Origin of the sequence: Janthinobacterium sp. FT14W, assembly GCF_009208755.1 — a bacterium.
GTDB lineage: Bacteria > Pseudomonadota > Gammaproteobacteria > Burkholderiales > Burkholderiaceae_D > Janthinobacterium > Janthinobacterium violaceinigrum.
On record NZ_WFLL01000004.1, the window covers coordinates 50,321 to 62,476 of the forward strand.

Below are 12,156 nucleotides of genomic sequence, written 5' to 3' on the forward strand. Positions count from 1 at the left end.
TGTTTGATTGAATGGTCTCTCTATGAAGTTATCCAAACTCGTTCTATCCCTGCTAGGCAGCCTGCTGATCGCCAACGCATACGCGGCCCCAGCCACTTTGGCGGAACGCTGGTCCACCTTGCGCACGGAGCAGCCGAAGCTGCAGATCCGCGACGCGGCGCGCGCGCTGGGTGTATCCGAAGCGCAATTGCTGGCAACCAACATCGGCAAGGGCGTGACGCGCTTGCAGGCGGACGGCAACCAGCCGCGCGAAATCATGCGCGCCGCGCTGGACCTGGGCATCGTGCAAGCGATCACGCGCAACGAAAACGGCGTCATCGAAACGACGGGCGTCGCCAGCAAGTTCAAGCAGGCGGGCGACAAGTCCGAACAGGCGGACGCCAAGCAGGACCCGGAAACGGAAGCGCGCCAGCGCAATATTGCGGGCGGCTACCTGGGCGGCCAGATCGATCTGCGTTTCCATTTTGAAAACTGGAAATATGCATTTGCCGTAGAACAAGCAGGGCGCGACGGCAAGCCCACGCGCAGCCTGCAATTTTTCGACGCCAACGGCACGGCCGTGCACAAGATTTATTTGCGCAACGAGCCGGGCGTGGCCGTCTACGACAAGCTGGTGGCGACCTTCCGCCTGCCCCAGCAAAGCGCTGAATTGAACGTGCTGGCCGTGGCGCCGAAAGCGGCGGAAAAGCCCGATGCCGAGATCGACGTCAAGGAATTCCAGCTGGCCTGGAAAGACATGACGGACGTGCACCAGTTTGCGCAAATCATGCGTGAATTCCATTTGTCGCGCGAACAGGCGCTGCGCCTGGCGCCGGCCGGCGTGGTCGAGCGCGTGACGCCGGCGGCGCTGCGTACGCTGCTGGAAAATGCGGCGAAGGACAAGGTTGCCATCATGGTGTTCCTGGGCAATGAAGGCTTGACGCAGATCTACAGCGGCAAGATCGAGAAAACCATGGCTGCCGGCGGCTTCTTCAACGTGCTGGACCCGGACTTCAACCTGCACATCCGCGACACGGCCCTGCGCAGCGGCTGGGTCGTCAAGCGCGGCGGCGTCACCTCGGTCGAGTTCTTCGATAACGAGGGCACGCAAGTGGTCTCCTTCTTCGGCGTGCGCGAGCGGGGCAAGCCGCAGCCGCAAGCGTGGATGGACCTGGCCGATTCCTTGCCAAAAGCCAAGTAAATAGCCGTACCGTTGCCGCCCGGCGTACCGGCGCGGCAACACTTCAGTTCGACTTCTGCATGAGTCATGATGGCAAGATCACAATAGTGGTATGCTGACTCCAAGGCCGCAGCGATCGTGCCTGCGTGCTGGTTCCTGGAAGAGAGGCAATCATGGCAACCATCATGGCGAACGGCCTCAATATAGCTTATGAAAGCCACGGCGACCCTGACGATCCGTGCGTGCTGCTGGTCATGGGCCTGGGCATGCAACTGATCGCCTGGCCGGCGGACTTTGTGGAAGGCATCGTCGAGCAAGGCTTTCGGGTAGTGCGTTTCGACAACCGCGACAGCGGCCTGTCGAGCAAGATGGTGCTGGCGGGCAAGCCGTACCTGCCGCTGGCCTACCTGAAAAACCTCGTCGGCTGGCCCCTGAAAACTTCCTACACCCTCGATGACATGGCGGCCGATGCGCTGGGCTTGCTGGCGGCCTTGCGTATTGCGCAGGCGCACGTGATTGGCGTGTCGATGGGCGGCATGATCGCGCAAGTGATGGCGGCGCGCGCGCCGCAGCAGGTGCTCAGCCTGACATCCATCATGTCGAGCAGCGGCCGGCGCGGCTTGCCCGGCCCCACGCGGGCCGCGCGCAATGCGCTATTGCAACGTCCGAAACGCAATGCCAGCCGCGCCGAACTGATGGCGCACATGGCCGCCACCGTGCGCGTCATCGGCAGTCCCGCCTATCCCGTGTCGGAAAAACTGCTGTACCAGCGCATCGAGGCGGCGCTGCAGCGGGGCAGTTGCCCCGAAGGCGTGGCGCGGCAAATGGTGGCCATCGCGGCCTCGGGCGAGCGCACGGCCTTGCTGCCGAGCATCAGCTGTCCGGCACTGGTGATCCACGGCGCGGCCGACCCCTTGATACCCGTCGCCTGCGGCATCGATACGGCGGCGCTGATTCCGGGCGCCCGCATCGAGGTGATCGAGGGCATGGGGCATGACATGCCGCCCCAGCTGATCGAGCGCCTGCTCGCCTTGATCGATGTGCATCTGCAAGGTAAGATGGCGCCCCAGATGCGCTCCCAGCCAGCCTAGGCGCGCCCACCATTTTTGAAGGCTTGGGCATATTTTGAAGACACCTGAGATTGGCATCGCCATCGTCGCGCCGGGCGGTTACGCGCCCGACGAGGCGGCCCTGGCGCGCGGCATCGCCCGCTTGCAGGCGCAAGGCGCCACCGTCCACAATTACTACGACCACGCACACAGATTCCAGCGCTTCGGCGGCACGGATGCGGGCCGTTTGGCGCAGCTCCATGCGGCCGCTGCCGACCCGGCCGTGCAGGTGGTGATCGCCTTGCGCGGCAGCTACGGCATCAGCCGCATCCTGTCCGACATCGATTTCACCGCCATGGCCGATAGCGGCAAACTGTTTGTCGGCTATAGCGACTTCACGGCCTTCCACATGGGCTTGATGGCGAAGACGGGCCGCGCCAGCTTTGCCGGCCCCATGATCTGCGACGACTTCATCCGCGACGAGCCCGAGCAATTTACGCTCGACCAGCTGTGGTCGTGCCTGGCCGGCCCCACGCACACGGTGACGGGCGCGTCCGTTGGCAATCCGCATGTCGAGCTGCAAGGCAAGCTGTGGGGCGGCAACCTGGCCATGCTCGTGCATCTGCTGGGGACGCCATATTTCCCGCAAATCGACGGCGGCATCCTGTTCCTGGAAGACGTCAACGAACACCCGTACCGGGTCGAGCGCATGCTGCTGCAACTGCTGCACGCGGGCGTGCTCCAGCGCCAGCAAGCCGTGGTGCTCGGCGATTTTTCCGCCTATAAACTGAGCCCCATGGATAACGGCTACGATTTCGACGCCATGCTGGCCTATGTGCGCGAACGCCTGCCCGTGCCCGTGCTGACGGGGCTGGAATTCGGCCACATCCGCCGCCGGGTCACCTTGCCGTTCGGCGGCCACGCGCAGCTGCGCTCGGACGCATCCGGCTTCAGCCTGCAGGTGGGCGATTACCCGACCCTGGCGCGCCCCTGAACGCCGCCCTGGACGCCATGCACGCCAAGCGGGGCAGGTTGCTGCAGCTCGATGTGCTGCGCGGGATCGCCGTGTTTGGCATCCTGCTGGTGAATATCTGGGGCTTTGCCTGGGGCACGCTGTCCCTGCGCTACGGCACCTTGCCCGCGCAGCCGCCCGTGCTGGACCAGCTGGTCATTTTCGGCGTGGCGGCGCTGGCGCAGTTCAAGTTCTATCCCGTCTTCGCGTTCCTGTTTGGCGCCGGCTTTGCCCTGCAGACACGTTCCCTGCGACGCCAGCTGGGCAGCTGGGAACGGGCGCAAACGGCGTACCGGCGCCGCTTGCGCTGGCTGCTGGCGTTTGGCCTGCTGCACGGTTTTCTGATCTGGAGCGGCGACGTGCTGACTTCGTATGCCGTCGCCGGCATGCTGGTGCTGCCGCTGGCAGCCGCCAAGCTCAGCCGCGTACGCAACCGCGCCTGGCTGGTGGCGGCCGGTTTTCTATTATTCATGTGCCTGCTGATCCCCGTGGGCCAGCAGGGCGGCGCGCCGGACACGGCGCGCGACCTGCACAGCTTTGCGGACCGCTACGCCGTCTACACGCAAGGCGGCGCCTGGGCCGTGGCCCGGCTGCGCGCCAACGATTTCCTCGTCTCGCTGCTGTACGCTGCCGTCATGCTGCCGCATATCATCGTGCTATTCCTGCTGGGCATCTTGTCCGTGCGTTGCGGCTGGCTGACGCAGCCCCAGCGCCACCAGCGCTTGTGGCGCCGCGTGCGCGCCGTGGGACTGGGCGTGGGCCTGCCGTTCAACCTGCTGGCGGCGGGCGCCATCGCGTGGCAGGTGGCGGATCCGTATCAGGCCGTGTTTGACGCTGCCCTGTTCGAAGTGGGCCTGTTTGCGGGCGGCCCCGTGCTGGCAGCCGGCTATGTGGCTGCGCTGATGCTGGCCGGTCCCTTCATGCTGCGCTGGCTCGGCTCATGGCTGGCGCCCGTGGGACGCATGGCGCTGAGCAACTATCTGCTGCAATCGCTGATCGGCACCTGGCTGCTGCAGGGGCCGGGCCTGGGCTGGGGCGCCAGGCTGCGTCCCGCCGAGATGCTGGGCCTGGCCGTGCTGATCATGGCGGGGCAGGTGCTGCTGAGCCGCTACTGGCTGCGGTATTTCCGCCAGGGGCCCATGGAAGCGCTGTGGCGCCGGCTGGCGCGGCTGCCTCGCTGAATTAATCGCTGCCCCAGTCGAAGGCGCTCTGCGCGGCGGCCGGTGGCGGCGCCTTCGCCTTGGCGGACGGCACCAGCGGATTGTCGACGGCATGCCATTCGAACAAGTCCACGTCGAGCATGCAGGTGCGCGCCAAATGCAGCGCCTGCTCTGGCGTCGATGCGGGGTCCAGCCAGCGGCGGGCGTCTTCCAGGCTGACGGCCACGGGGCGGCGGTCGTGGATATCGACCATGCCGCCCATGCTGTCGGCCGTCACCAGCACGAAGCCCGCTTCCTCGCGGCTGTGCTTCCAGGGGCCGAACTGGGCCAGCACCAGCAGGAACAGGCGCGCGCGGTCCTTGCGGTGGATGTGCCACGGCTGCTTGCTGCCTTTTTCTCCCGTCCATTCATACCAGCCATCCACGCAGACGATGCCGCGGCCCCCGCGCAGCAGCGCTTTCCAGTAGGCGCCGGCCAGCTTTTCCAGCCGTGCGTTGATGGCGATGGGAATTTTCTTCTTGCCGGACGCGGGCGTGGCCTGCGCCGCCCAGGCGGGACGGTAGCCCCAGAACACATCGTCGACCCGCCGCACGCCGTCCTGTATGTGCAGCACGGGCCGGTAGGTGCCGGGCGACACGTTCAGGTGCGGCTCGGCCTCGCTGTCGAACAGCGCGTCGGTCCAGCCGAAGGACGACGCCAGCACGCGCGCCGTGTCATTTTGATCGAATCGTCCACACATGGCGAAATCATACCCGAACGCCACGGCGCACGGGGGCAGGCGCGCGCATGGCGCCGGTGTGGGCCAGCGTACAGACCTTGCGCGGCGCCGGGCGCATAGTGGAAGCCAGTCAGGTCCCTGACGCTTCTGGCATCGGAGGAATTATGCATTTTGAAAATCCCACCATCCACAAAGGCTTTACCATCAGCGCCACGGCCTGCCAGCGCCGCGATGGCCGCTGGGTCGGCTCGTACATCAGCGAGAACCAGGCGTGCGGCGCGTATGCGGACACCTGCGATTACGATGACTGCAGCAATGAAAAAGAAGCGCAGCAAGTGGCCTTGTCCGTGGGCTGGCGCCTGGCGGACGGCGTGCCGGCGCGCTGAAGCTGCCCGCTGCTCAGTTTCTGCGCCGCAGGGCCAGCAGCAAGCCTGCCACGGGGAAGAACAGGGCGGTGCCCAGCCGTACGGAAGTCAGTGTCGCGGCCTGCGCGCCTACCACATGGGGCAAGGCCAGCAGCAACAGGGGCGCAGGCACGGCGATGGCGAAGAAGAACAGGTACCACGAGTAGCCATTTCTCTTGGCCAGCAAGGCGATCAGGGCGCAGCCGATCAGGAAGACCAGCGGTAAATTCACAAATTCCATGGTTCTGAGTTTTCATCCGGGAAAGCGCGTCATTATACGCGCCGCCCGGGGTGGGCGGCCCCGCTTGCCGCCCTCAATTGCCAACGAAATCGGGCGGCTGCGGCGCCTGTGGATTCGTCTGTGCACCCGCCGGCGGCGCATCGGCCGGCAGCAGCGCCTTGATGGCGCCGTTATAGATGAGTTCCTGGGCATACGCCGACGCTTCGATCAAGGCCGCATGCACGGACTTGAAACTGCTTGGCGTTTCAATCAGCACGGGCTTGGCGTACACCTGCTGCGTATCGCCGCGCTTGGTGAGCAAGATCATGCCCCGGTAGCGCCCATCCTTCTCCAGCGCCCCCGCCACATGAAATTCATAACCCCTGATCTGGTGTTTTTGTTGCTGATCCATGTCTCCCGCCTCCAATTCCATTGTCACGGCATTGGGCCATCAACTCGATAGGAACGGCAGAGTGTTTGATCTGGGTCAATACGTTCCTTGAAAGCGTCCAACTAGCGTATCGACGCTTGCCCCAAGCGTAGCGAGCGGAGGCGATGTGCGGCCGAGAAGCGCAACCGCACTGACGTGCGGTGAGCATCGCAGGCCGCACAGCGCCCCGCGCAGTAGCTTGCGGCAAGTGTCATCACCCCGCGCGGATGGCGCGCAGTTGCTGGGCCGTTTCCTCTATCTCTCGATACGCTTCCTGGATATAGCCATCGATCGGGTGCCCATCCATCCACTCGAAATAGGCGCGTTCATCGTGTTTGATGGCGAAAGGGACATGGTGGTCGCGTATCGACTCGGCCGTTTCGCGCACCAGCGAGGCAAAAAGCAGCTCCAGAGTTTCCATGATGGTCACCTTGCGAGACATGAATGCAGAGTACTGAATGTAGCACAAAGCGGCCCGCCGCCATGGCGCCTGGCGTGCCGTGCGCGCCTCCAGCGGTCCCGTCCTCAGGCCGGATGGCCGATATGCTCGTACAGGATCACGCAGCCGATGACGATCAGCACCAGGCCGCCCGCCAGTTCGGCGCGCCGGCCCGCGATCGTGCCCAGCACGCGGCCCAGCATCACGCCCAGGGTGACCATGACGAAGGTGGAAAAGCCGATGGCGGCGGCCGTGACGACGATGTTGGCACCCAGCAAGGCCAGGCCCGCGCCCACCACCATGGCGTCGATGCTGGTGGCCAGGCCCGTGACGGCCAGCACCCAGAACGAATGCGACTGGGCCGGCGCTTCTTCCTCGTCCGCGTCCGACAAGGCATTGCGTATCATTAACAGGCCGATGATGCCCAGCAGGCTGAAGGCGATCCAGTGGTCCCACGCTTCCACATAGGGTGCGGCCACGCTGCCCAGGGCCCAGCCGATGACGGGCGTGATCGCCTCGATGACGCCAAAGATCAGGCCCGTGCGCAGCGCTTCGCGCCATTGCGGCTTGTGCAAGGCGGCGCCCTTGCCCACGGCGGCCGCGAAGGCATCGGTGGACATGGCAAGGGAAAGGGCGGCGGTGGCGGCGAAATTCATCGTTGGCTTCCTGTAAAACCTGGCTGGATAATAAAGCAACAACGCCGAAGAACACCGTAGCGAGCGGAAGGGAGGTCCGGCGCCCCGTTGGCCCGAGAAGCGCAACTGTACGGAGTACGGGGCCGCCGAGGCAGTGAGCATCGCAGGCCGTCAATCACGACGCGCAGCAGGTTTTATAGGCGTTTAATGCAAACCCGGCGATTTTACCCTACGTACAGCACCACCAAGGAGGCCAGCAGGCAATATGCGCCAAAGAAATGCCAGCGGCCCTGTTCCAGCCAGCGCGACAGCCAGCGCAGGGCCAGCAAGCCGGCCAGGAAGGACAGCAGCATGCCCAGCAGGCTGGGGCCGATCAGCTGCAGCAGGCTGTTGCCGTGTTCCAGGTGGTCCAGGCTGCCATTCGCGACGGCCTGGTAAAAGCGCCAGCCTTCCTTGACCAGCACGGCCGGCGTCAGCACCACGGCCAGGGCAAAGCTGAATTCCTCGGCGCGGCGCTGCGGCACGCCCATGGCGATGCCGGCTGAAATGGTGGCGCCCGAGCGGGAAAAGCCCCGGAAGGGCAGACACAGTCCCTGCACGGCGCCGATCACCATCGCCTTGCCGATGGACAAGGTGCCGCTTTCCCGCGCCTGCAGGCGCGACGAGACGATGATCAGCACGCCGGCGGCGGCCAGCGCGGCGGCCATCAGCTGCGCGTTGCCGAACAGGTGTTCGATTTCAAAGCCGGGCGCATCCTTGCTCATGATGTGCGTAATGCCCTTCAGCAAGCCGAAGCCGACGATGCCCGTCAGGGCCGTGGCGGCCACGAGCAGCAGCGCATTGTTGCGGAAGGCCGTGGCCGAGCTGAAATACGTGGCGCGCCAGGATTTCCAGAAATACACGATGACGGCAAACATGGTGCCCGTGTGCAGCATCACCAGCAGCATGGTCAGCTCGGGCGACGTGGGGTCCAGGCCCATCAGCTTTTCCGCCACGATGACGTGGGCGGAGCTGGACACGGGCAGCAGTTCGGCAAAGCCCTGGACGACGGAGAGGATGAAAAGTTGTAGGAAATTCATGGGCGATATGGTCGGGATGGTAGACGGGCGGGAAAATTGTCACGTCGGAAACAGAATGATCCGGCAGCGCAATTTTACAGGCCAGTTCCTGGCGGGCCGCCCCGCATACCATTACAGTTTGTCCATGTTGGCGCAGGCCAGCAGTACGCCCAGGGCGATCAACAGCGTGCCGATCAGCCGGTCTATCGTGCGCTGGCGGCGGATCATGCGGGAACGGAACGCGGCTTTTGAAAACAAGAGGGCGACCAGGGCGAACCACAGCAGATGGATGGCGGACATGCATAACCCATAGCCAAACTGGACTGTCAATGGCGTGCCGGCCTGCACCGCCTGGGTATAGGTGCTGATGACAAACAAGGTCGTTTTCGGGTTCAGGGCATTGGTCAGGAAGCCGCTGAGGAAGACCGTATGGCGGGGCGCGGCTGCGCCGTCTTGCAGGTCGAGCACGACGGCGCTGCGGCTGGCAAAGGTTTTCCAGCCGATCACGACCAGGTACATGGCGCCTGCAAACTTGATGGCAGTAAATAAGAGCGGTGAATTTGCGATGATCAGCCCGATACCGAACATGGTATAGAACACGTGGACCTGCACCCCCGTGGCGATGCCGAGCGCGGCCAGCAGGCCGGCGCGGCGCCCATGCAGATAGCTGTTGCGCGTGACCATCGCAAAATCGGGGCCGGGCACGATGGAGGCCAGCAGGGTAATGAGTGCAACGGCAAGCAATTCGATCATGCGTTTTCCTTCAATAGTGGTGGCGCCGTATGGCAATCGGCGAGTATTCATCGCCTGTTTGGCTGGCGTTGTGTACCCATCCCGGCGACCGGAAACGCAATTATCCCTATAATGGCGGACGGTGAAAAACGATGATATCTTGCGATTATGTGTGATAAAAAATGACAGATCATGACTAGACAGGTGGCGCTCGGAAGCTTGCGTTTCTTCGAGGCGGCGGCCAGGCTGGGCAGCTTTGTCCGGGCGGCCGATGAATTACATGTCACGCACGGGGCGGTGAGCCGGCAAATCCGGCTGCTGGAAACGTCGCTGGGCACGGCCCTGTTCGAACGCCGCAACCGCGGCGTGTTTCTCCTGCCCGCGGGCGTGCAGCTGCGCGATGCCGTCCAGCAAGCGTTCGACCGGCTCGATGCCGCCATCGAGGCCGTGCGCCAGCCGGCGCCGCAGGCGCCATTGGTGGTGTCGTGCGAGCCGACGATCGCCATGAAGTGGCTGATACCGCGCCTGGGCGACTTTTACCAGCGGCACCCCGAGGTGCCGCTGCACCTGTTTGCATCGGGCGGAGCGGTGGCGTTCCAGCGCGACGCGGTGGACGTCGCGCTGCGCCGCAATGATTTTTTGTGGGATGCGGGCCTGCATGCGGAAAAGGTGTGCGACGAATGGATTGCGCCCGTCTGCGCGCCGGCCTTGCTGCGGCATGGCCGGCTGGAGCTGTCTGCGCAAACGCTGTTGCACACGGCGTCGCGCCCGTCCGCCTGGGCACACTGGCGCGCCGCCGGCACGGACGAGGGCGGCTGGGGCCAGGGCCACAGCCAGACCTACGAGCATTTCTACCTGAGCCTGCAAGCGGCCTGCGCCGGCCTGGGCGTGGCCATCGGTTCCGTGTTCATGACGGCGGAAGACATCGACAGCGGGCGCCTGGTGGCGCCGTCGGGATTCCGGCGCGACGGCACAGGCTATTTTTTGCTGTCGCCGCTGCCATTCGACGGCGACGCGCGCCGGACCGCACTGCTGCACTGGCTGCGTGAGCAGATGGCGCAGGCGCTGCCAGCGCCGTAGCCGTCCCGCTTACTGGGCCGGCGTGGCCGGCTTGAAGACGTCGCGGAACGCTTTCAGGGCGGCCGGGTGATAGATGGTGCCATGGGTTTCGGCCGGCATCTTTTCCTGGTGCCACTGCAGGCCGGGCGGCGCCTGTTTTTCCAGCACCTCGGACAGGCGCTGCACTTCGACGGCAATGCCCGTTTCGCTGCTGGACGCCAGGTACAGGCTGCGCTTGCCCGGCTTGCCCTTGGCCAGCAGGGATGCCGCCTGGCGCGGCAGGGCGCCATGGTTCCACCACAGGCTGGGGTCGAACGCCAGGTAATGGTCGAACAGCTGCGGTTCCAGCAGATACGTTTCCACCACGAACAGGCCCGCCAGCGATTCGCCGACGATGGCCGTCTCGCCCGTCGTGCGGTAGCGCCGTTTGACTTCCGGCATCAGTTCATCGCGGATGAAATCGCGGTAGGCGGCCGCGCCGCCCAGCACGGGGGCGATCTTGCGGTCTTCCGCATTCTCCGTCGGCCCCGTCAGATCGCGCCGGCGCTGCGTGTTTTGCATGCCGACCAGCATGAAGGGACGCATCGTGCCATTGGCTACCGACACTTGCAGCAAGCCGGCCACGTGCAGGAAATCTTCCGCCACGCCCCCGTCCGGCATGTACAGCACGGGCAGCGGCGCATCGGGCGGGGTATCCCAGGCGCGCGCCATATACACGTTGATGTGGCGCTTTTCCTTCAGCGCCTTCGAATCGATGACAAAGCTTTCGCCGATGACCAGCGGCGTGGCCGCGCTGGCGGCGGCTGGCGCCGGTGTTGCGGCGCTGGCAAGCTGGAAGGCGGCGCTGCCGGACAGCAGCAAGGCGGTGGCGAGGTGCAGGCTGAGGCGGGTAGGGCTGAAACGGTGCATGGTGTCCTGTCAAAAAATAAAGGGATGGACGGCGTGCGATTTGTATAGACATGCCGTCCAGCAATTTTATCTTATCTTTGACGCAGCATTACTTGATCGTCAAGAGTTTTCGCTCGCGCACGATACCCGCCTTGTCGATCGTGTAGGCCACCAGCAGCGCGCCATCCTCGGCGCAGGCGTGGCAGGTGATCAGGGGCGTGGAAAACAGCACGCTCTGGCCGCCATCGCTGGTGGCCGTGCTGCCGACGAACTCGGCGGGCGCAAACGGCACGGTGTCCGGGTGGGCGGCGGCAAACGCTTGCCACGCAGGCGTGGCGCGGTCTTCCTCGCGCACGGCATCCTCGTCGACATCGATGGCCGCGCCATCGCTGCCGATCAGCAAGCTGCCTTCATTCGTGTTGGCGCGAAACGGATAGGTGACGGTGGCCAGCGCCGCCTTGCCCAGCGGGCGCCAGGCGGAGATGAAGCCCGCCTTGTTCGCCTTGACCAGCATCCTGGCGGCGGCGATGGCTTGCGGGTGCGCGCCGGAACGCTGCATGGTGCGCAGCAGGCAGACGTCGGGCGCGGAGGGCGATTGCCCGCTGCGGCAGGCGGACAGCGAGCGTTCCTGCCAGACGGCGCGCGCGTCGATGGGACCGATATGCCGGCCGCCGGCAGCCTGTGCGGTCGCCAGACCGGAGAGCGCAAGTACGGCGCAGCCGAGCAAGCGGCGGGAAAATCGTGTGGACATGGATGACGCCTTTCAAGAGCGGAAACGGAGAGCCTCCGATTATAGGAGGACGTCCGCGCACCTGCGCGCACGGCTGGCCGGCTTGCGCCTCGATTAACGCTTTTTTGCCGCCGCCTGGCGCAAGGCCTTGGCTTCCTGCTTGTTGGGCAGGTGCGGGCGCGTGGCCAGCTCGGCCTTGACGGCGGCGATGGCGGCGCCGAACAGCTGTTCGGCTTGCCCGACGCTGGCGCCCGCATAGTGCAGCTGGTTGGACTGGGCGGCACGCAGCCGGCGCAGCAGCGCCAGCAATTGCCTGCCGTGCAGGGCAGGCAAGTCTTGCGCCAGCACTTGCGCGCCCAACGTGACCTCCACATGGTCGGGGGCGAGCAGGCGCAGCAAGGCCAGGCCTGCGGGCTGCGGTACCGGAGTGACTTTGTTCATCCAGCCATTCTAAACGAGCCGT

At 65.0% G+C, this 12,156-nt stretch carries 16 protein-coding genes; 6 read left to right on the forward strand and 10 right to left on the reverse strand.

Annotated elements, in window-relative coordinates; all coding sequences use genetic code 11:
• The first annotated feature begins 22 nt into the window (after positions 1 to 22).
• The 4 genes from GCN74_RS04780 to GCN74_RS04795 all read left to right on the forward strand — a co-directional run bounded on the left by GCN74_RS04780 (position 23) and on the right by GCN74_RS04795 (position 4,401).
• Complete coding sequence (locus GCN74_RS04780; protein ID WP_152255581.1) at positions 23 to 1,180, forward strand: hemin-degrading factor; 1,158 nt, start codon at positions 23 to 25, stop codon at positions 1,178 to 1,180.
• 152 nt (positions 1,181 to 1,332) lie between these two features.
• On the forward strand, positions 1,333 to 2,250 hold the full coding sequence (locus GCN74_RS04785) for an alpha/beta fold hydrolase (protein WP_152255582.1): 918 nt from the start codon (positions 1,333 to 1,335) through the stop codon (positions 2,248 to 2,250).
• 34 nt (positions 2,251 to 2,284) lie between these two features.
• On the forward strand, positions 2,285 to 3,202 hold the full coding sequence (ldcA, locus tag GCN74_RS04790) for a muramoyltetrapeptide carboxypeptidase (protein ID WP_152255583.1): 918 nt from the start codon (positions 2,285 to 2,287) through the stop codon (positions 3,200 to 3,202).
• 17 nt (positions 3,203 to 3,219) lie between these two features.
• Positions 3,220 to 4,401: a DUF418 domain-containing protein gene (locus tag GCN74_RS04795; protein ID WP_152255584.1), complete on the forward strand. Its 1,182-nt coding sequence runs from the start codon at positions 3,220 to 3,222 to the stop codon at positions 4,399 to 4,401.
• Between the two features lies 1 nt (position 4,402).
• Here GCN74_RS04795 and GCN74_RS04800 read toward each other — a convergent pair whose 3' ends face one another.
• Positions 4,403 to 5,119, reverse strand: a complete 717-nt coding sequence (locus tag GCN74_RS04800) for an SOS response-associated peptidase (RefSeq protein ID WP_152255585.1) — start codon at positions 5,117 to 5,119, stop codon at positions 4,403 to 4,405.
• 143 nt (positions 5,120 to 5,262) lie between these two features.
• On the opposite strand from GCN74_RS04800, the gene GCN74_RS04805 reads away from it, so the two are divergent.
• The gene (locus GCN74_RS04805; RefSeq protein ID WP_152255586.1) at positions 5,263 to 5,484 is read left to right on the forward strand and encodes a hypothetical protein; all 222 of its coding nucleotides are present in this window, start codon (positions 5,263 to 5,265) and stop codon (positions 5,482 to 5,484) included.
• A gap of 13 nt (positions 5,485 to 5,497) precedes the next feature.
• Here the strand turns inward: GCN74_RS04805 and GCN74_RS04810 are convergent, their stop codons facing one another.
• From GCN74_RS04810 to GCN74_RS04835, 6 genes are all read right to left on the reverse strand, one after another.
• Complete coding sequence (locus GCN74_RS04810; RefSeq protein WP_152255587.1) at positions 5,498 to 5,743, reverse strand: hypothetical protein; 246 nt, start codon at positions 5,741 to 5,743, stop codon at positions 5,498 to 5,500.
• 73 nt (positions 5,744 to 5,816) lie between these two features.
• Entirely contained in the window at positions 5,817 to 6,134 is a 318-nt protein-coding gene (locus GCN74_RS04815; RefSeq protein ID WP_152255588.1) for a hypothetical protein, read from the reverse strand.
• Positions 6,135 to 6,366: 232 nt separating this feature from the next.
• Positions 6,367 to 6,573: a hypothetical protein gene (locus tag GCN74_RS04820; protein ID WP_152255589.1), complete on the reverse strand. Its 207-nt coding sequence runs from the start codon at positions 6,571 to 6,573 to the stop codon at positions 6,367 to 6,369.
• Between the two features lie 104 nt (positions 6,574 to 6,677).
• Positions 6,678 to 7,247 carry a manganese efflux pump MntP gene (gene mntP, locus GCN74_RS04825; RefSeq protein ID WP_152255590.1) on the reverse strand — a complete coding sequence of 190 codons (570 nt, stop codon included), beginning with the start codon at positions 7,245 to 7,247 and terminating at the stop codon, positions 6,678 to 6,680.
• Between the two features lie 203 nt (positions 7,248 to 7,450).
• Positions 7,451 to 8,305: an undecaprenyl-diphosphate phosphatase gene (locus GCN74_RS04830; protein WP_152255591.1), complete on the reverse strand. Its 855-nt coding sequence runs from the start codon at positions 8,303 to 8,305 to the stop codon at positions 7,451 to 7,453.
• A 111-nt stretch (positions 8,306 to 8,416) separates the two neighbouring features.
• The gene (locus tag GCN74_RS04835; RefSeq protein WP_152255592.1) at positions 8,417 to 9,037 is read right to left on the reverse strand and encodes a LysE family translocator; all 621 of its coding nucleotides are present in this window, start codon (positions 9,035 to 9,037) and stop codon (positions 8,417 to 8,419) included.
• Positions 9,038 to 9,208: 171 nt separating this feature from the next.
• Between GCN74_RS04835 and GCN74_RS04840 the strand changes: the two genes are divergently transcribed.
• Positions 9,209 to 10,096: a LysR substrate-binding domain-containing protein gene (locus tag GCN74_RS04840; protein ID WP_152255593.1), complete on the forward strand. Its 888-nt coding sequence runs from the start codon at positions 9,209 to 9,211 to the stop codon at positions 10,094 to 10,096.
• A 9-nt stretch (positions 10,097 to 10,105) separates the two neighbouring features.
• Here GCN74_RS04840 and GCN74_RS04845 read toward each other — a convergent pair whose 3' ends face one another.
• The 3 genes from GCN74_RS04845 to GCN74_RS04855 all read right to left on the reverse strand — a co-directional run bounded on the left by GCN74_RS04845 (position 10,106) and on the right by GCN74_RS04855 (position 12,134).
• A complete protein-coding gene (locus GCN74_RS04845) occupies positions 10,106 to 10,984 on the reverse strand; it encodes an alpha/beta hydrolase (RefSeq protein ID WP_152255594.1) in 879 nt (292 codons plus the stop codon).
• Between the two features lie 88 nt (positions 10,985 to 11,072).
• On the reverse strand, positions 11,073 to 11,714 hold the full coding sequence (locus GCN74_RS04850) for a hypothetical protein (RefSeq protein ID WP_152255595.1): 642 nt from the start codon (positions 11,712 to 11,714) through the stop codon (positions 11,073 to 11,075).
• Positions 11,715 to 11,807: 93 nt separating this feature from the next.
• Positions 11,808 to 12,134, reverse strand: coding sequence for a hypothetical protein (locus GCN74_RS04855; RefSeq protein ID WP_152255596.1), 327 nt, complete (start codon positions 12,132 to 12,134; stop codon positions 11,808 to 11,810).
• Positions 12,135 to 12,156: the final 22 nt, after the last annotated feature.

Coding starts and splice junctions, on each gene's coding strand:
- GCN74_RS04840 (WP_152255593.1), top strand. CDS start 9,209: ATGACTAGACAGGTGGCGCTCGGAAGCTTGCGTTTCTTCGAGGCGGCG.
- GCN74_RS04850 (WP_152255595.1), bottom strand. CDS start 11,714: ATGTCCACACGATTTTCCCGCCGCTTGCTCGGCTGCGCCGTACTTGCG.
- GCN74_RS04820 (WP_152255589.1), bottom strand. CDS start 6,573: ATGGAAACTCTGGAGCTGCTTTTTGCCTCGCTGGTGCGCGAAACGGCC.
- GCN74_RS04835 (WP_152255592.1), bottom strand. CDS start 9,037: ATGATCGAATTGCTTGCCGTTGCACTCATTACCCTGCTGGCCTCCATC.
- GCN74_RS04805 (WP_152255586.1), top strand. CDS start 5,263: ATGCATTTTGAAAATCCCACCATCCACAAAGGCTTTACCATCAGCGCC.
- GCN74_RS04795 (WP_152255584.1), top strand. CDS start 3,220: ATGCACGCCAAGCGGGGCAGGTTGCTGCAGCTCGATGTGCTGCGCGGG.
- GCN74_RS04810 (WP_152255587.1), bottom strand. CDS start 5,743: ATGGAATTTGTGAATTTACCGCTGGTCTTCCTGATCGGCTGCGCCCTG.
- GCN74_RS04855 (WP_152255596.1), bottom strand. CDS start 12,134: ATGAACAAAGTCACTCCGGTACCGCAGCCCGCAGGCCTGGCCTTGCTG.
- GCN74_RS04785 (WP_152255582.1), top strand. CDS start 1,333: ATGGCAACCATCATGGCGAACGGCCTCAATATAGCTTATGAAAGCCAC.
- GCN74_RS04815 (WP_152255588.1), bottom strand. CDS start 6,134: ATGGATCAGCAACAAAAACACCAGATCAGGGGTTATGAATTTCATGTG.
- GCN74_RS04845 (WP_152255594.1), bottom strand. CDS start 10,984: ATGCACCGTTTCAGCCCTACCCGCCTCAGCCTGCACCTCGCCACCGCC.
- mntP (WP_152255590.1), bottom strand. CDS start 7,247: ATGAATTTCGCCGCCACCGCCGCCCTTTCCCTTGCCATGTCCACCGAT.
- GCN74_RS04800 (WP_152255585.1), bottom strand. CDS start 5,119: ATGTGTGGACGATTCGATCAAAATGACACGGCGCGCGTGCTGGCGTCG.
- GCN74_RS04830 (WP_152255591.1), bottom strand. CDS start 8,305: ATGAATTTCCTACAACTTTTCATCCTCTCCGTCGTCCAGGGCTTTGCC.
- GCN74_RS04780 (WP_152255581.1), top strand. CDS start 23: ATGAAGTTATCCAAACTCGTTCTATCCCTGCTAGGCAGCCTGCTGATC.